Origin of the sequence: Castellaniella sp. (assembly GCF_036379515.1) — a bacterium.
GTDB lineage: Bacteria > Pseudomonadota > Gammaproteobacteria > Burkholderiales > Burkholderiaceae_B > Castellaniella.
In genome coordinates this window covers 1-19,337 of the sequence record NZ_DASVGN010000010.1, presented here as the reverse complement: position 1 = coordinate 19,337, position 19,337 = coordinate 1, and the positions used below count along the sequence as shown (strand labels likewise).

Sequence of the window (19,337 nt, the reverse complement as noted above, 5' to 3'; positions counted from 1 at the left end):
GCACCCCGGGAGGGCACATGCAGCATCCGATGGATCAGGCCGTAGACGCCACGCCTTCCGTGGCGCCGTTGCTTGAATTGCGCGGCATCACCAAGCGCTATCCAGGCACCTTGGCCAATGATTCCGTCGATCTGCAGATCATGCCAGGTGAGCGGCACGCGCTCCTCGGCGAAAACGGCGCCGGCAAGAGCACGCTCGTCAAGTGCATCTACGGGGTCATCCGGCCCGACGCAGGAACTGTCCACTGGCAGGGCAAGCCGGTCAGTGTCACCAGCCCGTCAGAAGCTCAGCGGCTCGGAATCGGGATGGTCTTCCAGCATTTTTCGCTGTTCGAGACCCTGACGGTGGCGCAAAACATTGCGCTCAGTCTGCAGCACACGGGTAGTCTGCGGCAGCTCTCCGAGCGCATCGCGGCCATTTCGCACGAATATCATCTGGCCGTGCAGCCGAACCAGCACGTGCATAGTCTGTCTGTCGGCGAGCGTCAGCGGGTCGAGATTGTCCGCTGCCTGCTGCAGGGGCCGCAGTTGCTGATCATGGACGAGCCCACTTCGGTTCTGACCCCGGGCGAGGTCGATCTGCTGTTCGAGACCTTGACGCAATTCACCCGGGACGGCCGCAGCATTCTGTACATCAGCCACAAGCTTGAAGAGGTGCGCGCGCTATGTACGGCTGCCACCGTGCTGCGCACGGCGCGGCTGGTGGGCCGCTGCGACCCGCGTACCGAAAGCGCCCATGGGCTGGCGCGCATGATGATGGGGAGCGAACCACCCACCTTGAAGGGCCGCCAGTCAGCGCCCGATCACAGCCGCCCCTGTTTGCAGATCAACGACCTGAGCTGTCGTTCGGCAGATCCTTTCGGCACCACGCTCGAGCATCTGAATCTGACGGTGAACTACGGCGAGATCGTCGGTATTGCGGGGGTGGCCGGCAATGGGCAGCAAGAGCTCCTGGCGGCCTTGTCAGGCGAACGCGGGGGCTTGTCCTCCGACATGCTTCGCCTCGATGGTCAGGCGATCGGCCATCTGGGCTCGGCAGGGCGCCGGGCACGAGGTCTGGGGTTTGCGCCTGCCGAGCGCCTTGGGCGCGGGGCGGTGCCCGAAATGTCCCTGTCCGACAACACCTGCCTGACCGCTTACCAGAAGGGCTTGGTGCGGCGTGGGTTCGTTCTCGGTGGCGCGGTACGAAAAATGGCGGGTGACATCTGTACCGATTTTCACGTGGTGGCCAGCAGCATCGACGCCGAGGCGCGTAACCTGTCGGGCGGCAATCTGCAGAAATTCGTGATGGGGCGCGAAATCCTCCAGACTCCTAAAATTCTGATTGCGGCCAATCCGACTTGGGGAGTGGACGTGGGTGCCAGCACGGCCATCCGTCAGGCCTTGATGGATCTGGCTGCGGCGGGCCAGACCGGCATCCTGCTCGTGTCCGAAGATCTCCACGAGCTGTTCGAGATCTGCGACCGGATCGCCGTGCTGTATGAAGGGCAGTTGTCGGAAATCGTGGCGGTGCCTGAAGCCGACCGTGACGCAATTGGCCGCTGGATGGCCGGGCTGCCCGGTGCAGCAGGCACTGTGACCACCAAGGAAAATCGTGCGCATCTCGCTTGAACCCCGTCTTCAACGCTCCCGCCTCATGCAGGTGGCCTCGCCGTTGCTGGCGGGGGTGCTCACGGTGATCTTCGGGGCGGTGCTGTTCGCCGCGCTGGGACGTGATCCGCTCGAATCCTTGTATGAATTTTTCATCAGCCCCATCAACAGCCTGTATGGCGTCAGTACCTGGCTGCTCAAGGTGGCGCCACTGCTTTTGATCAGCATGGGGCTGGCAGTCGGGTTTCGCGCCGGGGTATGGAATATCGGTGCAGAGGGGCAGTTCACGGTGGGTGCCATCTGTGGGGGTGGCGTGGCCTTGCTGTTTTATGGCCATGGCGGCTGGTGGCTGCTGCCTTTGATGACCTTGGCGGGCGCCGTGGGTGGTGCGCTCTGGGCGGCCATCCCGGCGTTCCTCAAGACGCGTCTGAACACCAACGAAATCCTCACCAGCCTGTTGTTGGTGTATGTGGCCCAGCATTTGCTGCAGTATCTCGTGCACGGGCCCTGGCGTGATCCTCATGGGTATAACTTTCCCCAGACAGTCCTGTTCGATGCGCCCGCCACCCTCACGCCCATCGTTCAGGGCACGATGCTCAACGTGGCCACGGTAGCCAGCATCTTGGTGGTCCCCCTGGCATGGCTGCTCATGCATCGAATGTTTTTCGGTTTCCAGGTCAGGGTGTCGGGTTTTTCCGAACAGGCGGCCAACTACGCTGGGTATAGCCGCGCGCGCATGGTCTGGGTCACCATGCTGCTGGGGGGGGCCCTTTCGGGGTTGGCGGGGCTGTTCGAAGTGGCGGGGACCATCGGCAAGCTGCAGCCCGTCATTTCCCCGGGATATGGCTTCACGGCCATCATCGTGGCGTTTCTTGGGCAACTGGAGCCGGTCGGCGTGTTGCTGGCCAGCCTGCTGGTGGGGTTGCTCTATGTGGGGGGTGATCAGGTTCAGATTTCACTGCATCTGCCTAGCGCAGTGGCCGGTGTGTTCCAGGGCTTGTTGCTGTTCCTGGTGCTGGCCACCGACGTGCTGATCCGTTATCGGGTGCGGTTTGTGCGTCATGCGCCGATGGGCGCGGCTGCGGAGGGCTGACATGGCAGACGGGATTCTGGTTTCTACCATCGTGTCCACCGTGCAGGCAGGCACACCCCTGGCCTTGGCGGCCCTGGGTGAACTGGCGGTGGAACGCTCAGGGGTTCTCAACCTGGGAGTCGAGGGCATGATGCTCATGGGGGCGGTGGCGGGCTTCATTACCGCCGTGGCCACCGGCAGCCCAGCGCTGGGCCTGCTGGCCGCCTTGCTGGCCGGGGCACTCATGGCACTGCTTTTTGCGTTCATCACTCAGCATCTGATTGCCAATCAGGTGGCCACAGGGTTGGCGCTCACTATTTTTGGGACTGGCCTGAGCGCCTTCGTCGGCAAGAGCTACACCGGGATCTCGCTGTCTGGGATCCCCAGTTGGCATTTGCCAGGCCTGAGCGATCTGCCCTTTGTCGGTAAAGCATTGTTCTCCTATGACCCGTTGGTGTATCTGTCGTGGCTGGCGGTGCTGGTGTGTTACGGGTATCTGTATCACAGCCGGTCGGGCCTCAAGTTGCGGGCGGTGGGTGAATCCCCCGAAGTCGCACATGCCTTGGGCTATCCCGTGGTGCGCATGCGGTACCTCGCCATCCTGACCGGGGGCGCTTTGGCAGGTCTGGGCGGAGCCTATCTGTCCTTGGTGTACACGCCACTGTGGCAAGAGGGCATGGTCGCGGGGCGGGGCTGGATCGCGCTGGCGCTGGTAGTGTTCGCCACGTGGCGCCCAGGGTTGGTGCTGGTGGGGGCGTATCTGTTCGGATTCCTGACTGTTTTTCAATATCAGGGGCAATCCATGGGCCTGGGTATCCCACCCGACTTCCTCGCCATGTTGCCGTATCTGATCACCATCGTGGCGCTTGTATTCATTTCCATGGATCGCACCCGGGTGTTGCTCAATACGCCCGTGTCGCTGGGCAAGGCTTTTCACCCGACGGCGTGAGCAGGCGGGCTTGACCGGCGGTCGGGCTGGTTATGAAATAGTGCGGTTGGGGTTGCCTTCAGATGCGGCTTCCTATCTATCGTGTTTTGTGTTTTCAACAGGCAGCGTTTTCAGGGGTAAGACATGGACAAGAAGCGCAGGGATTTACTCAAGGCCATGGCGGCGACTTCCGCCGTCGCAGGGGCCGGAAGCTGGCCCGGGCTCAGCCTGGCTGCGACTGACAAGCCGCTCAAGATTGGTTTCGTCTACGTGGGTCCCACCGGCGATTTTGGTTGGACGTACCAGCACGATCTGGGGCGCAAGGCCATCGTCAAGGCCTTGGGCGATGCCGTCAAGACCACCTATGTGGAAAACGTCGCAGAAGGCGCAGACTCCGAACGCGTCATCCGGGAGCTCGCTGCTAAAGGGAACAAGCTCATTTTCACGACCTCGTTCGGGTTCATGGACCCCACCATGCGGGTGGCGCAGCAGTTTCCCGATACGGCTTTTGAAATGTGCACGGGGTACAAGCTGGCCCACAACGTGGGCACCTACATGCCTCGTTTCGTGCAGGGCCGCTACCTCACTGGCCTGATTGCCGGGCACATGACCAAGAGCAACATCATTGGCTATGTCACGCCGTTCCCCATCCCTGAGGTCATTCGCGGCGTCAATGCGTTCATGATCGGTCTGCGCCAGGTCAATCCCAAGGCGCGCGTGAAGGTCGTGTTCATCAACAGCTGGTTCGACCCCGGTAAAGAGCGGCTTGCAGCTGAAACCCTGATCAACCAGGGGGCGGATATTCTCAACAAGCACACCGACTCGCCGGCCGTGATTCAAGTGGCTGAAAGCAAAGGGGTTTACTCCTTTGGCTACGATTCGGACATGCGCAAGTTCGGCCCCAAGAGCCAGCTCACTTCCATCGTGCTGAACTGGGAGCCTTTCTACGTTGAGACCGCCAAGCAGGTCCTTGCTGGCACCTGGAAGGCTCGCGATGACTGGTATGGTCTGGCCCACGACTGGATACAACTGTCTCCGATGCTGCCCGCTATTCCGAAAGACGTGGTTGATCTGGTCGACAAACAGAAGCAGGCCATCATTTCGGGCGGCTACAAGATCTTCCAGGGGCCGTTGCGCAATCAGGATGGCAAAGAGGTCCTGGCCCAAGGCGCCACCTTGAGCGACAACGACGTCCGCAACATGAACTACTTCCTCGAAGGAGTGGATGGGCAACTGCCCAAGAGCTGACCTGCGCGGGCCTCAGCTTTTAGGGACGGCCCAGGTGCTGATCACTTGGGCCACCGGGCTTCCGCCGGCGTCTGGGGTCAGGAGGACCTCGCCGGCGGTGAGTCGCCCCGTCTTCAGCAGTGATGCGTGCGCCAGGATACCGCCTGCAGGGGCTTTGCGCAGAAAATTGATGGTCAGGCTGGCCGTGACGGCCTCGGGGTTCCCGGTCGCTCCCACGATGGCACCATAAAGTGCCAGGTCGGCCAGGCCCATCAACATGGGCCCTGCCACGATACCGCCCAGACGCTGGTTGGATGGGTTGGGGGGCAGCCGGAGCAAGGCGGTGCCGTAACCGATTTCCAGGATTTCAATTCCCAGCACTGCCGCAAACGGGTGTTGCTGTTTGAGCAGGTCCTTGAATTCGGCGACCGTCGTACAAGGGGTGGGTGCTGCTTGAGAGGCGGCGGTCCGGGGCATGGTGGCGCATGGAGTCTAAACGTCCATAGTACACTGGCCCCTTATGCCCAATGGTCTTGGCCGAATTTCATCGTGCGCTTGCCATCGGGCTCAACAAGGTGGTGGAGTAGCCAATGCGAGTTGATGCGGTCCGTGTCTGGGTAGGGATGGTCGGGATGTGTGCGGCCGCGGCTGCGGGAGCGCACAACATGCATGCGATGCCTGAGCCGGCAGCCACCTCGGCCTCCGTCGCCAAGTCCCTCAGCGCGTCGGCGTGTTGGGTGAGGCAACTTCCCGCGCCGCTCCCGTCGGGCGGCTTTCTGGTCATTCATAACGCAGGCGCCGAGCCTGCCACCCTCAAAAGCGTCCAGTCCGCTGATTATGGGCAGGTCATGATGCATCAGACGACTGAATCGGGCGGCATGAGCTCCATGTCCATGGTGCACGACCTCAAGGTGCCTGCGAGTGGCGATCTGAAGTTTGCGCCCGGTGGATATCACCTGATGCTGGAGCACCCCAGAGCCGACCTGAAAGTCGGTGATGTGGCCAACATGGTGTTCACACTGAGCACGGGTGAGGAGTTCTCTGCGGCGTGCAAGGTCGAGCCAGCCAATGCCATGTCGGCTGATCCCGCCGCTGCTCACGCCGCCCACTGAAAACGACCGATCATCCTGATCAGGAGTGCAAGGCGGACATCTCGGTGCTGGTCTGCACAAAATTCAGTAGCGCGCGGTTGAAGGCTCTGGGATTCGAGAGATTCATCCCATGGGCGGACAGCGCAATTCGCACACGCTGGGCGTGAGGCACGAGCTGCTGCAGCCGGTCCTGGCGCGTGCCGTATTTGGCGGGACTTTGGGTACCCCCCATGAGCAGCAGTGGACAACGGAGCTGACGCACCTGTGCGAGCGTCACCGGAAGATTGGCCTCGTGGATCTGCGATAGCAAGGTCATGGCGTTGTCCCGCACCATTTCTTTGAACCAGCTTACCATCTGATGCCAGGTTCCTTGGCCATTTACCGCGTCCACGAAGGTCTCGAGTGCCGCTTCTGTGGTCCCCTTGCTCAGTTGCTTCACGGCGTCGGTATAAAAGGGGACGACCTCAGGTTCGTCCTCGAAGCGGAAGCCGGGGTCGGCCAGGGTAAGCGAACGGCACAAGCCTGGGGCGAGGTGTGCAAAGGCCATGGCGACCTGTGCGCCGCGTGAATGGCCCACGACGTGCACGCCGGCCGTGAGATTCAGGCCGTGGACCAGCTGCTGCAGGTCTCGGGCGTGGCTTTCGATGGCATAACCGGGCTGAGGGTGATGACCGACTTGCGGCCAGCAGCCTCGCAGGCTGGGTGCCAGCACGCGAGATTCCTCGGCCAGCGCAGGTATCTGCCAGCGCCAATAACGATAGTCGCACAGAGACCCGTGAATCAACAAAATCGCAGGCCCTTGCCCGGCCTGGGTGTAATGCAGATCCCCTGCGGGGAGGGAGATCTGCGAGTGCGGCAGGTCGGGGTGCGATGGCATCAGAGCAGTTTCAGGCGGCTCTTGGCCGTCTCGGCAGCGCCGCTCTTCGGGTATTCCTTGGTGATGCGCTGCAGGCTTGCCTTTGCGCCCTTCAAGTCGTTGAGCTCGATCTGATCGGCCGCTAGAACCAGCAAAGCGTCTGGAGCCTTGGGGTCGTCCGGATGCGCTTTGACCAACCCTTGCATGGTGTGGATTGAGCCCTTGAAATCCTTGGAGGCGTATTGGCTGCTGCCTAGATAGAAGCGTGCGTCGCCCGACAGGTTGCTGTTGGGGTAAGACGAGGCAAACGTGGAGAAAGCCGAGGCGGCCTCTTTGTATTTCCCGCTGCGGTAGAGATCCGCTGCGGCGTTGTAGGCTGCCTGCTCCTGTGGATCGCCTCCTTGAGTGCCTGATTGCTGTGCCTGTCCCGGTGCACCATTGGCCTGGCCCGGTGCCCCACTGGCCGGCTGAGCCGTACCGTTGCCGTGCTGCAGGTTGGTCACTTGCTGGTTCAGTTCTTCGACGCGGCCGCGCAGGGTGGCGATCTCCTGCCGCATCATTTCGACCTGATCTGCAAGCTGCAGCTGGCCTTGCTGGCTCTGAGTCTTCAGCTGGGTCACCTGCGAGCGCAGCTCAAGAATGGCTTGTCGGGCGTCGTCGTCCGCAAAGGCGTGCGCGGCGGGTGAGGCCACCGTCAGTGCCAGCAGCGTGGCTGCGGAGATCAGACTCAGTCGGTTGGTGAGTGCATGCATAGATTCATCCCATAAAAAAACGCCGTAGCGTAGGCCGCTACGGCGCTGTTGCGGCCTTTCGGCGAATCAACGCAGGTAGTCGATGTCGGCGCGGCGGTTTTCAGCGTAGTCGGCTTCGGTGGTACCTGTAGCTTTCGGACGCTCTTTACCGTAGCTGATGGCTTCGATCTGATTGGCGTTCACGCCCAGCAGAGTCATCATGCGTGCCACGGCGTCGGAACGGCGTTGGCCCAGTGCCAGATTGTATTCCGCACTGCCACGAGCGTCGGTGTTACCTTCGATGCGGACTTTCTGGCTGGTATGGCTGGTCAGATAGTTCGCATGCATTTCGATCATCGGGCGGTACTGGTCTTTAACCACATAGCTGTCGAAATCGAAATAGACCGAGCGTTGTTGCGCGAGCGGGCTTTGAGGATTGAACGGATCCATGACTTGCCCTGCGGACGCCGAAGTCGAACCGGCAGCTCCGTTGCCATTTTGGTTCAACGGCACGGAGCTGCATGCTGCCAGGGAGGCGGCGAAGGCAGCTACTGTCAGAGTCCTGGTGATGCGCGAGCTCATTTAATGTCCTTTAAAAGAAAGAGTCACACGAAAAAATCAGTTTGTGAACGGGCCCCAGGCTGGTTCGCGGACCTTGCCATTGAGTACCGACAGTGTCTGCCGGACTCGTCCGTCGATCGATGTCACCGCCAGCACGCTGCGTCCGTTCTGGACCGCGCTATAGAGCACCTGCATCCCGTTGGGAGCGTAGCTGGGGGACTCGTCATCCGGGCCATCCGTCAGAGTCTGTACAGAACCCGAGTTCAAGGCTTGGCTGGCAATTCTGAAAGCACCATTACTGCGTGTAACATACACCAGTTGTTGTCCATCCGGCGATACCCTAGGTGAGACATTGTAACTTCCAGAGAACGTCAGGCGCTGTGCTTCCCCTCCTGCAACGGGCACTTTGTAGATTTGCGGGCTGCCCCCGCGGTCGCTGGTAAATACCAGCGATTGGCCGTCGGGTGTGTAGTACGGTTCGGTGTCGATCAGGGGTGAGCGCATGACGCGGCGTAAGTCAGAGCCGGCGGAATTGATGGTGTATATCTGCGAGATGCCGTCTCTTGAGAGCGCGATCGCCAGATGGCTGCCGTCAGGCGACCAGGCGGGCGCGCTATTGTTGCCCTTGTAGTTGGACACGGGTGTGCGTTGGCCGGTCGCCAGCGTCTGCACATAGATGACGGATTTTCCGGATTCGAAGCTCACGTAGGCAAGTTTGCTGCCGTCAGGCGACCACGCGGGCGAGATGATTGAGTGCGTAGAACGTAACATCACCTGTGGATTTTGGCCGTCGGCGTCAGCAATTTGTAACTCATACGTGTTGCCGGTCTGCAACACGTAAGCGATCCGAGTCGAGAAAACGCCACGCACGCCAGTGATTTTTTCGTAGATCCGATCGGCAATTTTGTGTGCGATCCGGCGGAGCTCGGCTGCGTTGCCACTGAACGTGGCTTCGTCCATCTGGGATTTGCCGACGTTGTCGACCAGCTTGTAGCTGACCGAGTACTGGCTGCCGTTCTGGCTGACCGTGCCGTATGCCAGATAATTGGCGCCGCGCGATTGCCAGCTGCCGTAGTCGATCTGGCTCTGGACGTTCAGGTTGGCGCCTGTGGCGTTGATCATGCGGAACTGGCCCGAGCGGGTCAGATCGGCCCGCACCACGTCACCGGGCGAATTCGCACCGCTCAACCCGGCGAAATCCGCGACGGCAATCGGGTATTGGGTAGCACCGACACCGGAGATGTCGACTTGCAGCTGGGCGTGCGCGCTGGTCGCGCCTGCGGCGACCAGGGCCAGGCCCAGCCCGGCGGCCGCCACGTGCCGCCACAGGCGCGTGATAAAGCCGGAGGCATTCAATACGGTCATGTTTCGATCTCCTTAGTCGTACATGGAGTAATTCACGGTGATCAGCGGCGGGTATTTGCCGCTGGGCGGCTTCGGGAACGGCGAGCAGGCGAGAATCCCTCTGCGCACCGCATCGTCGAAGCTTGTATTGCCGGATGAATGAGTCAGTGTAGCGTCCTGCACCTTGCCGTTGGAACTCAGTTGTGTCCGGAATTGTGCCGTGGGGTTGCTGGAGCCGTTGCGCGGGGGCAAGCTGAAGATCACCTTGGGCTGGACACAGGCACGAACCAAAGCGGCATAGCCGTTGTTGCCACCGCCTCCTTGCTGGTTGTGGTCGGCCGTCCCGTTGGGCATGCCGGCTGCTTCCATGGCGGCGCCGCGCATGGCGGCTCTCAGGGCGTTGCGCTTGGCTTCGGCATCCTTGGCCGCCTTTTCTTTAGCGGCCTTTTCAGCGGCCGCCTTGGCTGCAGCTTCTTTGGCAGCCTCTTCTTTGGCAGCCTCTGCCTTGGCGGCTTTTTCTTTGGCAGCTTTTTCAGCGGCAGCTTTCGCCGCTGCTTTCTGGTCTGCAGCCTTTTGCGCGGCTGCCTTTTGTTCAGCGGCCTTCTCGGCTGCGGCCGCTTGTGCGGCCTTTTCCTGTGCGGCTTTCTGTGCGGCTTCCTGGGCTGCCTCTTTGGCGGCCTTTTCTTTTGCGGCCTGCGCAGCAGCAGCGGCTTCTGCCTTGGCCTTTTCAGCCTCCTGCGCTGCTTCCTTCTGGGCGTCTTCGCGGGCCTTCTTTTCCTTGGCGAGCGCGATTTCGGCATCGGCCTGCGCTTTGACGGCGGCTGCCGCCTGGGCCTGAGCTTGGGCAAGCGCTTGGGCCTGCTTGGCCGCTTGAGCCTGCGCGGCCTGTTCAGCCGCCTTCTGTGCGCTGTCGTCCGGTTGCGGGGGTGGGGTTTGCGGCTTGGGCTCGGGCTCGGGGGTCGGCTTGGATTCTTCGGGCTGTTCTTCTGGTGCTGCCGCCGAGGCCACGGATCCTTTGGCCCAGAGTTCAACCTGGACGGGACCAGGGTTGTTGGGAGCCGACGAGAAGCCAAACACCATCAGCAGAATCAGCAGCCCGTGCGCTGCGACTGAGATCATCAGGCCGTGCTTGTCGTCCTGTTCGTCTGGCCGCGAGTCGTCAGAAATCGTATTTGAGCGGTGGAACCAAGTCATTTGACGTGAACCCGACTGACCTAATGTCCGCTGGCTGCGGTTTGATTGACCAGCAGTCCCAGCTTGCCCACGCCGCCATTGCGCAGCTCGTCCATGACGTGCATGACAGATTCGTACGGGACCTTGCCGTCGGCCGAGATCACCACCGGCGTATCCGGCGTGGCTACTGCACGGACCTCAGCGAGCAGGTTGGCTTTGTCGACCGGTCGAAATGAAGCGCCGCCCTCGCGAACGCGCATTGACAGATTTCCCTGTGCATCGATCTGGACCTCGACAGGCTGGGTAGGAACTTGTGAAGCGGTGCCTACGGTAGGCAGTTCGATCTGACCCGGTGTGATCATGGGGGCGGTCACCATGAAGATCACCAGCAGCACCAGCATGACGTCGATGTATGGGACAACGTTGATGTCGTTGTTCATCCGGCGTTGCTTGCGGCCACGACCACTTTGAGCATGCATGTCAGTGCACCTGGCGTTGAAGAATGTTCAGGAATTCTTCCACGAAGCTTTCGAATCGGATCGACAGGCGGTCGATCTGGCTGGTGTAGCGGTTGTAGGCGAGCACGGCAGGAATGGCGGCGAACAGCCCGATGGCCGTGGCGATCAAGGCCTCGGCGATCCCGGGGGCTACCGCGGCCAAGGTGGCTTGCTGCATGGTCGACAGGCCCATGAACGCGTGCATGATGCCCCAGACCGTACCCAGCAGGCCCACGTAAGGGCTGACCGACCCGGTCGAAGCCAGAAAGTTCAGGTGCGATTCCAGGCCGTCCATCTCGCGCTGCAGGGCAGCGTTCATGGCGCGTCGCGGTGCGTCCAGCAGCGTGTCGCCCCGGCTCGAGGAGCGGCGCGCCTTGACGAATTCGGTCATGCCCGCGTCGAAGATGCGCGCCAGTGCACCGTGTTCGTTGCGGCGGCTGGCGATGGCCTGCTGCAAGACAGTCAGGTCGCCACCGGCCCAGAAATCGTCTTCGAAGCGGCGTGTCTGCTCGGCTGCGCGCCGCAGTGCTGCGCGCTTGCTGAAAATGAATGTCCAGGACAGCACGGATGCCGAAAACAGCAGCAGCATGATGACCTGGACAGGGAAGCTGGCATGGCCAATGAGGGACAACAGCGATAGATCGCTAGAGGCTTGCATGGTTAGTGAAGGGCCTTTTGCAGAAGATCCCTGAGTGAGGGGGATAGACGGATGGGTTTGAACGTGACCGCGTGCACGGTGCAGATTTGAATGTCGGCGGTTGCAAGCAGGGTCTCAGTGCGCCGCGCCTGCTGGTGAAACCGCAGCGTCGAGGCACCCAGTTCTTCCACGGTGGTATGGATGTCGATCAGGTCGTCGAGGCGGGCTGGTTGCCGGTAAGCAATGTCCGCGTGTCTGACCACAAACATCAGTTGTTCCCGTGCTGCCAGCTCGTGTTGGTCGACCCCGAGCGCGCGTAGCCATTCGGTACGGGCACGTTCGAAGAATTTCAGGTAATTTGCGTAATATACGACTCCACCGGTATCGGTGTCCTCGTAATATACGCGAATCGACAATACGCCGGGCGGCTGTGTAAACGCAGAAATCATTTTTTAGTGAGGCGGTGTGACAGTTGCAGGGGCCCGACGGTCAAGCGGCATGCTGCACCACAGCAGCCTACAGGGATTTTAGCGTGTCCAGAATCGTTGTGACAGCGTCGCTCGGTGCAATTTTACGGGCCTCGGATTCGCGCCGAGCCTGGATTTCGACGATACCTTCTTTCAGGCCGCGTTCTCCGATGGTCACGCGAAGGGGCACACCGATCAGTTCCCAATCGGCGAACATGATGCCAGGACGCGTGTCGCGGTCGTCCAAGATGACATCCACCCCTTGTGTCTGCAGATCCTGATATAAGGCTTCAGCGGCGTTGCGTACTGTTTCACTTTTGGCAAAACCGATGGGGCACAGCACGACCTCGAACGGAGCGATGGCGCGCGGCCAGATCATGCCACGCCCGTCGTGGCTCTGTTCGATGGCGGCGGCTGAGATCCGGCTGATGCCAATGCCATAGCAGCCCATTTGCAATACCGCTGGCTTGCCATCTGTTTCGAGGAAGGTGGCGTTGAGCGCCCGTGAGTATTTGTCGCCCAGAAAAAACACGTGCCCGACCTCGATGCCGCGCTGGATGGCGAGGTGCCCGCCCTCTGGGGTCGGGTCGCCTTCGACGACGTTGCGCAGATCGGTGACCAGGGTGGGCTCGGGCAGGTCACGGCCCCAGTTGACTCCGCTCAGGTGGTACCCGGGCTCATTTGCCCCGCAGATGAAATCCCCCATGTGCGCCACCGTACGGTCGGCAATGACCGTGATCGTGCCGGCGGCCAGACCCACGGGTCCCAGGTAGCCCGGGGTGCAGTGGAACACGGAGTCGATCTCGGCCTCCGTCGCCAGGCGGGAGCCCGCTTCGAATCCCGGCAGCTTGCTGATTTTGATCTCGTTGGTTTCGTGGTCGCCGCGAATCAGCAGCAACCAGAGGTGGGCCGGGCCTTTGGCGGGGTCTGTCGCGAGGACGACGGCTTTTACGGTGCGGGTCAGGTCTGTGCCGAGGTGCTGAGCAACCAGCTCGCATTTGGGGCAGTCGGGAGTGGCCTGACGTGTCAGTGCTTCGCGGGCAGGTTCGCGTTGCGCGATGAGGCAGGGCGCGTCAGCCAGTTCAATGTTGGCGGCGTAGTCCGTGTCAGGGTTGTAGACGATCAAGTCTTCTCCCGTGTCGGCGATGACCTGGAACTCGTGGCTGCGCGAGCCGCCGATGGAGCCGGTGTCCGCCGCAACGGCGCGGAAGGTGAGCCCCAGGCGCGTGAAGATGCGCTGGTAGGCGTCATACATGATGTCGTAGCTGGCCAGGGCCCCTGCCTCGTCCCGGTCGAACGAATACGCGTCCTTCATGGTGAACTCGCGCCCACGCATCAGGCCGAAGCGTGGCCGCCGTTCGTCGCGGAACTTTGTCTGGATGTGGTAGAAATTCAGCGGGAGCTGGCGCCAGCTGTGGATTTCGTTACGTACGATGTCGGTGATCACTTCTTCCGAGGTAGGCTGAAGCACGAAGTCCCGCTGGTGGCGGTCCTTGATGCGCAGCAGCTCGGCGCCGTATTTTTCCCACCGCCCGGATTCCTGCCACAGCTCGGCGGGTTGCACCACCGGCATGAGCAGTTCGATGGCGCCTGCACGGTTCATTTCCTCGCGCACGATGGCCTCGATCTTGCGCAGGACTTTCAGCCCCATGGGCATGTAGGTGTAGATCCCGCCTGCGATTTTTCGGATCATGCCGGCCCGCGTCATCAGCTGGTGGCTGACGACTTCTGCCTCTGCAGGAGCTTCCTTCAGGGTGTTCAAGTGGTACTTGCTGGCGTACATGGTAGGGATTCCGGTTGATACGTATAATCGACGGTAATTGTATTGAATTCACAACCGAGGTGGCCCCATGTTGGATCGCGAAGGCTACCGTCCCAATGTCGGGATCATTCTCGTCAACCAGAAAAACGAGGTTTTCTGGGGTAAACGTATTCGGGAACATGCCTGGCAGTTTCCTCAGGGCGGCATCAAGCACGGCGAAACTCCCGTGCAGGCAATGTACCGTGAGCTTCACGAAGAAGTCGGCCTGCTCCCTGAGCACGTGCGCATCCTGGGACGGACGCGAGAATGGCTGCGCTATGACGTACCCGAACACTATGTGCGCCGCGAACTGCGCGGTCATTATCGCGGACAGAAACAGATCTGGTTCTTGTTGCGCATGGTCGGGCGCGACAGCGATGTGACACTGCGGGCTACCGATTTGCCCGAGTTCGACGCCTGGCGCTGGAACGCATATTGGGTACCGCTTGAAGCCGTCATCGAATTCAAGCGTGAAGTCTATACTCTGGCGCTCAACGAGCTATCGGCCCTGCTGTTTCGCCGCAGCCGCGAAAATCGCTATCTGCGGCATCGGGGTCCGCGCGGCAACGCTCACCACGACGATTCATCGGCAGCGCTCCGTGTGGTCGCACAGGTGCACGCGGTCAAGCAGAGCCCCGATTGAAGAGACTATGATGAACTCCTTTTCGAGGCGCCTGGCGCCCGCAATCTCGAAGGTTTGATCGCATGCTCCAAGACCTAGACGCGTTGTCGCAGCGCATTCAGCAGATTGTGCAGCTTGCTGGCGATCTCCAGTCCGAGCGCCGCGCGCTGCAGGCGCGCATCCGGCAGCTCGAACAAGAGTATTCGGGCCTCAAGGACCAGCATCAGCGTGAGCAATCCGAATTCACCCAGATGTCCGAACGCATGGCTCGCCACGAACAGGAACTGCAGGCTGCACGAGACGAATCCCTCGAAGCCCGCAATTCGTTGCAGCAGCAGGTGCACGAGCAGCAGGCGCGGGCCGATAGTCTGCAGCGCCGCCTCGAACACGTCGACGCCGAACGCGGGCGGCTGCGTCAGGCGGCGGCCGGTGCCCAACAACAGATTGAACTGATCCTCGAACGCCTGCCCGGCGCGGAGAACTGACCCATGGAAAGAGTCGATGTCGCCATTCTAGGGCGTGATTATTCGCTGGCCTGTCCGCTTGACGAAAAGGCTGCGCTGCTGGCGGCTGTGCGGCATGTCGATCAACGCATGCTGGCCATCAAGGGTGCAGGCAAGGTCGTCAGCAATGAGCGCATTGCCGTCATGGCAGCCATCCAGATTGCCAACGAACTCCTCACCATGCGAGCGCCCGATGGTCCTTTGAGTCATATTGCATTGGGTGATTTCAAGGGTAAAATCGACTCTATCAACGGCATGCTCGACACTGTGTTGGGTGCTGCTGATTAGGAACATTGCCCGGATGCTTCTCTGCGCCGGGCTCGATAAGTCCCTGCCGTGTTCGTGACTTGGCCATACATTCCTTGAACCAATGCTATTTGGCATAGGTTGCTGGATTGTTGGGTGGGTGTGCTACCTTTACTTGGATAGCCCGAAGCACTGCTGATGGCGACCACCGTGAACCTCCGGTTCCGGGATGCCGGCCTCAACGGCACAGGCGGGGCATTTTCTGAAGGCCCGTCGTATCACAACGACGGGCCTTTGTCTTCTGGGCGGTCATGCCCTCGCTCTCCATTGCTTTCAGGAGCTTCCATGGTCAATCACGCGCTCTCTCATCGATTCCTGGGCTGGGCCTTTGCGGCCTCCGTGGCTCTCTGGATGCCCAATGTCTCGGCGCAATCCGTGTCGCCGGAGCCGCCCCCGGTCGCCACTTTGTCCGCAGAAGCCAGCGCCGACGTCGCTCAGGACGAGGTTCAGATCACCCTGGCTGCTGAAGCCGTGGGAGCATCCCAACAGCAAGTGTCCAAGTCGCTCAACGAGCGGCTGCAGGCCACCATGAAGCTGGCGCGCGGGCACGCTGGCATCGAGGCGCATAGCGGGGCCTACCGGATTTGGCCCGCGACGGACCGCGATGGCAAGGTGTCCGAATGGCGCGGGCATGCCGAAATCCTGCTGCAATCCAAAGATTTCCCGGCGGCGTCGCAGCTTGCTGCGGATCTCGCGAGCCACATGCCCGTCGCTGGCCTGTCGTTTTCGGTGTCCGAAGCCCGGCGTTCGGCTGAAGAACAGAAACTGCTGGGGCAGGCCGTCGCCGCATTTCAGCAGCGGGCCCAGGCGTTGACGAAGGCGCTGGGCTTTGAAGGCTATCGCCTCAAGACACTGGATCTCAATGGTTCGGGCCGATCGCCGGTGTCACCTTCACCACGCATGATGGCCATGGCGGCTTCTGCCGGCAGCGTGGCCGTTCCCCTGGAAGGTGGGCGCGAGCGTGTCAGTGTTTCGCTTCAGGGGACGGTCTTTTTGCTGCCCAGAAAAACAGCCACACCCCAATGATGATCATGGGGATCGACAGCAGTTGCCCCATGGTCAAGCCGTCGAAGATGAACCCCAGGAAATAATCCGGCTCGCGGGTGAATTCCACCAGGAACCTGAACGTGCCGTACCCCATCAGGAAGACTGCACTGATCTGGCCGATGGGCCGGGGCTTGCGCGCGAACCACCAGAGGATGGCAAAGAGCGCAAAGCCCTCCAGGCCCATTTCATAGAGTTGCGACGGGTGGCGCGGGATGTTGTCGTGGGCGCCAGGGAACACCATTCCCCAGGGCAGGCTGGTCGGGCGACCCCACAGCTCCCCGTTGATGAAGTTCCCGAGGCGGCCTGCAGCCAGGCCCAGCGGGATGAGCGGGGCTGCAAAGTCACCCACTTCCAGGAGAGTTCGCTGGCGTTGGTGGCCGAAGTACAGCATGGCAATTACCACGCCGATCAGTCCCCCGTGAAACGACATGCCGCCGTCCCAGACCTGGAAAATCATGAGTGGGTGGGCCAGGTATAGCGTGGGCTGGTAGAACAGCACGTAGCCCAGGCGGCCGCCCAGCACGACCCCCAGCACGCCATAGAAGATCAGGTCTTCCAAGTCATTGAGCGTCAGGCCGCAAGGGTGATGATTGATGCGCCACCGCCCCAGCAGCCACGCCAGGGCGAATCCCGCAAGGTACATGAGGCCGTACCAGTGGATGGCCAGCGGGCCGATTTGCAGTGCGATGGGGTCAATGTGGGGGTAGGTCAGCATGGCAACGGAGGGCCGGAAAAGAATCAAGGATAATACTGCGGCCACCTTTGTGCGAGGAGTCGCCATGCGTGAAGAATTTTCGAGCCGATTCGTCAGATTTCTGGGTGTGTGGGTGCTCTTTGGGGGTAGCCTGGGCTGTAGCTGGGCGTCTGAGTTGCCGGCTCCGCCTTCCTTGGCGCAGGGCCGTGCATTGGCTGCTCAAAACCGCTGCCTGGCGTGTCACGAGATCGATGCTCGCCGGGTTGGACCTCCTTTCCGGGCGATTGCGAAGCGTTTTGGCAGGCAGCCTGCGGCTGCGCCAGTTCTGGCGCAGGCGATGCGGCAGGGCAGCAGCGGGCAGTGGGGGGCCATTCCCATGCCGGCACAGACGCGCCTGTCGCAGGCCGACGCATTGCTGCTCGCGCGCTGGATTCTGTCGCTCCCGGCACAATGAAATGACAGTGCCCCCGCCGCGGTATCATCCACACAGGAGGTGCCGATGATGGATAGCGCGATTTTTGGCGGTGGTTGCTTCTGGTGCATGGAGCCTGTCTTTCGTGCGTTGAAAGGCGTGCAGGACGTGCAGGCGGGATACTGTGGCGGGCATCTTGACCACCCAAGCTACGAGCAGGTTTGCCGGCAGGATACGGGTCATGTGGAGTGTGTCCGTATTCAGTACGACCCCGAGCAAGTGTCTTATCGTACTTTGTGCGAAGTCTTTTTCGGCACCCACGACCCCACTACCCCCGATCAGCAGGGCCACGACGTGGGCCCGCAGTATGCGTCCGTCATCTTTTTTCAGGATGATGGACAACGTCAGCGGGCGGTCGAAGTGCGCGATGAGGTGCAGCGGCATTTCGATGCCGCTATCTGCACCCGGATCGAAGCAGCGGGGCCGTTCTGGCCCGCTGAAACCGTCCATCAGCAGTATTACCGCCTGAACCCCGAGCAGGGGTATTGCCAGTTCGTCATCGCGCCCAAGATGGTCAAGTTTCGCAAGCGGTTTTCAGCCCTGCTCCGGGCGTCATGAGCGGGCCAGGCGCTGACCCCAGCGGGTGTGCGGCTGGGTGAGCGCCGCCATCGAGGCCAGGATCAGCAAGGTCACCAGCACACGGCCGACCAGGATCACCCACAGGTTCGCTCCCAGCGCCAGGATCAGCAGTGTGTCTTCAATGAGTGCGTGGCATAACGATAGCCACGAAAGCGCTAGCAGCCGTGTCCTGGCACTGTAGTTTTCGCGTTCTGCCGCTTCGATGATGAGCGCTCCGCCGTAGGCGAGCCCGAGCAGGACCCCAACCGTTGTCAGGGGGGCAGCGCGTTCTTCCAGCCCCGAGATCTTCAGGATGGGGGTCAGGAGTCGCGTCACGAGCTGAGTGATCTTGAGGCGCTCGAGTACGTCCAGCAGCACGACGAGCGCAATGATGATGATCAGGATGAGCCCCATGGACTCTGCCGTAGACAACAGCCAGGCGCCGACTCCCTGGGGGCCCTGAGTGAGCGAGGCTTCCTGGCGCATCCAGCTCAGCGACACAGGCTGCTGCAGCCAGCCCATTGCGCGACATGCCAACGCGACTCCGGCGCCGCAGACGATGGCAGTTCCAAACCTCAGGATGCCCGTGACGGTAGCGCTGGCCCCGGCGCGACGGACGACGGACTGCTCCGTAGGTACGTTGTGGGCGAACAGCATCATGAGCCCCAGCGCGCTGACCTGGGCGACGTTCAGGTTCAGGCCCTCCGAGAGCGCTGCCATCGACGCCATGCCTCCATATATGTTGGTGATGGCGGTGGTGACCCAGATGATCCCGACCTCGGGCGGTAGCCCCAGGACTCCCATCACAGGAGACAGCGCTTCCCCGGCCGCCCGTACCCAGCCCAGACGGTCTGCGATATAGACGATGGCCATGACGGGAAGCATGATTCGGGCGACGGTCAGGAACATGTGGGTGCCGCGCCGCCGGATGGTGTTCAGATAGTCGATCATGAAGAACTCAGTGTGAAAAGAGTCGCGCGAGACACCTTCGTCTCGGGCCTTGCCAGGATTGTAGGCGTGGTCGCTTGCGTGTCATAAAAGAGCTGTGCTATAGTTCGGTCTCTTCGCTGCAGGGCACCTGGTGTTAACCCTAGGGTAACAGGTGGTTTGAAGCTCCAAGTCATTGATTTGCAGGCGTTTAGCCCAGTCGATGGTGGGGGG

Annotated in this window: 23 protein-coding genes and 1 other RNA gene; 12 read left to right on the top strand and 12 right to left on the bottom strand. The window is 61.3% G+C overall.

Going from position 1 to position 19,337, the window contains the following annotated elements; genetic code table 11:
- Positions 1–17: 17 nt before the first annotated feature.
- The 4 genes from VF285_RS03275 (at position 18) to VF285_RS03260 (ending at position 4,837) form a co-directional block, all read left to right on the top strand.
- A complete protein-coding gene (locus tag VF285_RS03275; protein ID WP_346951190.1) occupies positions 18–1,610 on the top strand; it encodes an ABC transporter ATP-binding protein in 1,593 nt (530 codons plus the stop codon).
- Positions 1,611–1,635: 25 nt separating this feature from the next.
- Complete coding sequence (locus tag VF285_RS03270; protein WP_346951216.1) at positions 1,636–2,682, top strand: ABC transporter permease; 1,047 nt, start codon at positions 1,636–1,638, stop codon at positions 2,680–2,682.
- Position 2,683: 1 nt separating this feature from the next.
- Positions 2,684–3,610 carry an ABC transporter permease gene (locus tag VF285_RS03265; protein ID WP_346951189.1) on the top strand — a complete coding sequence of 309 codons (927 nt, stop codon included), beginning with the start codon at positions 2,684–2,686 and terminating at the stop codon, positions 3,608–3,610.
- 123 nt (positions 3,611–3,733) lie between these two features.
- A complete protein-coding gene (locus tag VF285_RS03260) occupies positions 3,734–4,837 on the top strand; it encodes a BMP family ABC transporter substrate-binding protein (protein ID WP_346951188.1) in 1,104 nt (367 codons plus the stop codon).
- Positions 4,838–4,849: 12 nt separating this feature from the next.
- On the opposite strand, the gene VF285_RS03255 is transcribed toward VF285_RS03260, so the two are convergent.
- A complete protein-coding gene (locus VF285_RS03255; RefSeq protein WP_346951187.1) occupies positions 4,850–5,293 on the bottom strand; it encodes a PaaI family thioesterase in 444 nt (147 codons plus the stop codon).
- Positions 5,294–5,406: 113 nt separating this feature from the next.
- Here VF285_RS03255 and VF285_RS03250 point away from each other — a divergent pair, with 113 nt between their 5' ends.
- The gene (locus VF285_RS03250; RefSeq protein ID WP_346951186.1) at positions 5,407–5,928 is read left to right on the top strand and encodes a copper chaperone PCu(A)C; all 522 of its coding nucleotides are present in this window, start codon (positions 5,407–5,409) and stop codon (positions 5,926–5,928) included.
- A gap of 19 nt (positions 5,929–5,947) precedes the next feature.
- On the opposite strand, the gene VF285_RS03245 is transcribed toward VF285_RS03250, so the two are convergent.
- The 9 genes from VF285_RS03245 to VF285_RS03205 form a co-directional block, all read right to left on the bottom strand.
- Positions 5,948–6,784: an alpha/beta hydrolase gene (locus VF285_RS03245; protein WP_346951185.1), complete on the bottom strand. Its 837-nt coding sequence runs from the start codon at positions 6,782–6,784 to the stop codon at positions 5,948–5,950.
- Positions 6,784–7,515, bottom strand: coding sequence for a tol-pal system protein YbgF (gene ybgF / locus VF285_RS03240; protein ID WP_346951184.1), 732 nt, complete (start codon positions 7,513–7,515; stop codon positions 6,784–6,786). The genes VF285_RS03245 and ybgF overlap by 1 nt, the downstream gene beginning before the upstream one ends.
- Positions 7,516–7,581: 66 nt before the next feature.
- A complete protein-coding gene (gene pal, locus VF285_RS03235) occupies positions 7,582–8,076 on the bottom strand; it encodes a peptidoglycan-associated lipoprotein Pal (RefSeq protein ID WP_346951183.1) in 495 nt (164 codons plus the stop codon).
- Positions 8,077–8,112: 36 nt separating this feature from the next.
- Complete coding sequence (gene tolB, locus VF285_RS03230; protein ID WP_346951182.1) at positions 8,113–9,420, bottom strand: Tol-Pal system beta propeller repeat protein TolB; 1,308 nt, start codon at positions 9,418–9,420, stop codon at positions 8,113–8,115.
- 12 nt (positions 9,421–9,432) lie between these two features.
- Positions 9,433–10,593 carry a cell envelope integrity protein TolA gene (gene tolA, locus VF285_RS03225; protein ID WP_346951181.1) on the bottom strand — a complete coding sequence of 387 codons (1,161 nt, stop codon included), beginning with the start codon at positions 10,591–10,593 and terminating at the stop codon, positions 9,433–9,435.
- A gap of 20 nt (positions 10,594–10,613) precedes the next feature.
- The gene (locus tag VF285_RS03220) at positions 10,614–11,051 is read right to left on the bottom strand and encodes an ExbD/TolR family protein (protein ID WP_346951180.1); all 438 of its coding nucleotides are present in this window, start codon (positions 11,049–11,051) and stop codon (positions 10,614–10,616) included.
- A gap of 1 nt (position 11,052) precedes the next feature.
- Positions 11,053–11,727, bottom strand: coding sequence for a protein TolQ (gene tolQ / locus VF285_RS03215; RefSeq protein ID WP_346951179.1), 675 nt, complete (start codon positions 11,725–11,727; stop codon positions 11,053–11,055).
- A gap of 2 nt (positions 11,728–11,729) precedes the next feature.
- On the bottom strand, positions 11,730–12,155 hold the full coding sequence (gene ybgC / locus VF285_RS03210; protein WP_346951178.1) for a tol-pal system-associated acyl-CoA thioesterase: 426 nt from the start codon (positions 12,153–12,155) through the stop codon (positions 11,730–11,732).
- Positions 12,156–12,222: 67 nt separating this feature from the next.
- On the bottom strand, positions 12,223–13,956 hold the full coding sequence (locus tag VF285_RS03205; RefSeq protein ID WP_346951177.1) for a proline--tRNA ligase: 1,734 nt from the start codon (positions 13,954–13,956) through the stop codon (positions 12,223–12,225).
- 67 nt (positions 13,957–14,023) lie between these two features.
- Between VF285_RS03205 and VF285_RS03200 the strand changes: the two genes are divergently transcribed.
- The 5 genes from VF285_RS03200 to VF285_RS03180 all read left to right on the top strand — a co-directional run bounded on the left by VF285_RS03200 (position 14,024) and on the right by VF285_RS03180 (position 16,431).
- The gene (locus VF285_RS03200; protein WP_346951176.1) at positions 14,024–14,617 is read left to right on the top strand and encodes an RNA pyrophosphohydrolase; all 594 of its coding nucleotides are present in this window, start codon (positions 14,024–14,026) and stop codon (positions 14,615–14,617) included.
- A 62-nt stretch (positions 14,618–14,679) separates the two neighbouring features.
- On the top strand, positions 14,680–15,081 hold the full coding sequence (locus VF285_RS03195) for a hypothetical protein (protein WP_346951175.1): 402 nt from the start codon (positions 14,680–14,682) through the stop codon (positions 15,079–15,081).
- Between the two features lie 3 nt (positions 15,082–15,084).
- Positions 15,085–15,387, top strand: a complete 303-nt coding sequence (locus VF285_RS03190) for a cell division protein ZapA (protein WP_346951174.1) — start codon at positions 15,085–15,087, stop codon at positions 15,385–15,387.
- Between the two features lie 37 nt (positions 15,388–15,424).
- Positions 15,425–15,606: non-coding RNA, 6S RNA (gene ssrS / locus VF285_RS03185), on the top strand.
- Positions 15,607–15,690: 84 nt separating this feature from the next.
- Complete coding sequence (locus VF285_RS03180; RefSeq protein ID WP_346951173.1) at positions 15,691–16,431, top strand: SIMPL domain-containing protein; 741 nt, start codon at positions 15,691–15,693, stop codon at positions 16,429–16,431.
- Here the strand turns inward: VF285_RS03180 and lgt are convergent.
- Positions 16,370–17,167, bottom strand: coding sequence for a prolipoprotein diacylglyceryl transferase (gene lgt, locus VF285_RS03175; protein WP_346951172.1), 798 nt, complete (start codon positions 17,165–17,167; stop codon positions 16,370–16,372). The genes VF285_RS03180 and lgt overlap by 62 nt on opposite strands.
- 64 nt (positions 17,168–17,231) lie before the next feature.
- Here lgt and VF285_RS03170 point away from each other — a divergent pair, with 64 nt between their 5' ends.
- Complete coding sequence (locus tag VF285_RS03170) at positions 17,232–17,600, top strand: c-type cytochrome (RefSeq protein WP_346951171.1); 369 nt, start codon at positions 17,232–17,234, stop codon at positions 17,598–17,600.
- A gap of 45 nt (positions 17,601–17,645) precedes the next feature.
- Complete coding sequence (gene msrA, locus VF285_RS03165; RefSeq protein ID WP_346951170.1) at positions 17,646–18,176, top strand: peptide-methionine (S)-S-oxide reductase MsrA; 531 nt, start codon at positions 17,646–17,648, stop codon at positions 18,174–18,176.
- Here the strand turns inward: msrA and VF285_RS03160 are convergent.
- Entirely contained in the window at positions 18,171–19,127 is a 957-nt protein-coding gene (locus VF285_RS03160) for a nucleoside recognition domain-containing protein (protein ID WP_346951169.1), read from the bottom strand. The genes msrA and VF285_RS03160 overlap by 6 nt on opposite strands.
- Positions 19,128–19,337 lie beyond the last annotated feature (210 nt).

Excerpts from the sequence above, each read along its gene's own strand:
- VF285_RS03245 (WP_346951185.1), bottom strand. The coding sequence starts at position 6,784 with ATGCCATCGCACCCCGACCTGCCGCACTCGCAGATCTCCCTCCCCGCA.
- pal (WP_346951183.1), bottom strand. The coding sequence starts at position 8,076 with ATGAGCTCGCGCATCACCAGGACTCTGACAGTAGCTGCCTTCGCCGCC.
- VF285_RS03195 (WP_346951175.1), top strand. The coding sequence starts at position 14,680 with ATGCTCCAAGACCTAGACGCGTTGTCGCAGCGCATTCAGCAGATTGTG.
- VF285_RS03160 (WP_346951169.1), bottom strand. The coding sequence starts at position 19,127 with ATGATCGACTATCTGAACACCATCCGGCGGCGCGGCACCCACATGTTC.
- tolB (WP_346951182.1), bottom strand. The coding sequence starts at position 9,420 with ATGACCGTATTGAATGCCTCCGGCTTTATCACGCGCCTGTGGCGGCAC.
- VF285_RS03275 (WP_346951190.1), top strand. The coding sequence starts at position 18 with ATGCAGCATCCGATGGATCAGGCCGTAGACGCCACGCCTTCCGTGGCG.
- VF285_RS03265 (WP_346951189.1), top strand. The coding sequence starts at position 2,684 with ATGGCAGACGGGATTCTGGTTTCTACCATCGTGTCCACCGTGCAGGCA.
- VF285_RS03180 (WP_346951173.1), top strand. The coding sequence starts at position 15,691 with ATGGTCAATCACGCGCTCTCTCATCGATTCCTGGGCTGGGCCTTTGCG.
- msrA (WP_346951170.1), top strand. The coding sequence starts at position 17,646 with ATGATGGATAGCGCGATTTTTGGCGGTGGTTGCTTCTGGTGCATGGAG.
- VF285_RS03205 (WP_346951177.1), bottom strand. The coding sequence starts at position 13,956 with ATGTACGCCAGCAAGTACCACTTGAACACCCTGAAGGAAGCTCCTGCA.
- tolA (WP_346951181.1), bottom strand. The coding sequence starts at position 10,593 with ATGACTTGGTTCCACCGCTCAAATACGATTTCTGACGACTCGCGGCCA.
- VF285_RS03200 (WP_346951176.1), top strand. The coding sequence starts at position 14,024 with ATGTTGGATCGCGAAGGCTACCGTCCCAATGTCGGGATCATTCTCGTC.
- lgt (WP_346951172.1), bottom strand. The coding sequence starts at position 17,167 with ATGCTGACCTACCCCCACATTGACCCCATCGCACTGCAAATCGGCCCG.
- VF285_RS03270 (WP_346951216.1), top strand. The coding sequence starts at position 1,636 with ATGCAGGTGGCCTCGCCGTTGCTGGCGGGGGTGCTCACGGTGATCTTC.
- VF285_RS03170 (WP_346951171.1), top strand. The coding sequence starts at position 17,232 with ATGCGTGAAGAATTTTCGAGCCGATTCGTCAGATTTCTGGGTGTGTGG.
- ybgF (WP_346951184.1), bottom strand. The coding sequence starts at position 7,515 with ATGCATGCACTCACCAACCGACTGAGTCTGATCTCCGCAGCCACGCTG.
- ybgC (WP_346951178.1), bottom strand. The coding sequence starts at position 12,155 with ATGATTTCTGCGTTTACACAGCCGCCCGGCGTATTGTCGATTCGCGTA.
- VF285_RS03260 (WP_346951188.1), top strand. The coding sequence starts at position 3,734 with ATGGACAAGAAGCGCAGGGATTTACTCAAGGCCATGGCGGCGACTTCC.
- tolQ (WP_346951179.1), bottom strand. The coding sequence starts at position 11,727 with ATGCAAGCCTCTAGCGATCTATCGCTGTTGTCCCTCATTGGCCATGCC.
- VF285_RS03250 (WP_346951186.1), top strand. The coding sequence starts at position 5,407 with ATGCGAGTTGATGCGGTCCGTGTCTGGGTAGGGATGGTCGGGATGTGT.
- VF285_RS03255 (WP_346951187.1), bottom strand. The coding sequence starts at position 5,293 with ATGCCCCGGACCGCCGCCTCTCAAGCAGCACCCACCCCTTGTACGACG.
- VF285_RS03220 (WP_346951180.1), bottom strand. The coding sequence starts at position 11,051 with ATGCATGCTCAAAGTGGTCGTGGCCGCAAGCAACGCCGGATGAACAAC.
- VF285_RS03190 (WP_346951174.1), top strand. The coding sequence starts at position 15,085 with ATGGAAAGAGTCGATGTCGCCATTCTAGGGCGTGATTATTCGCTGGCC.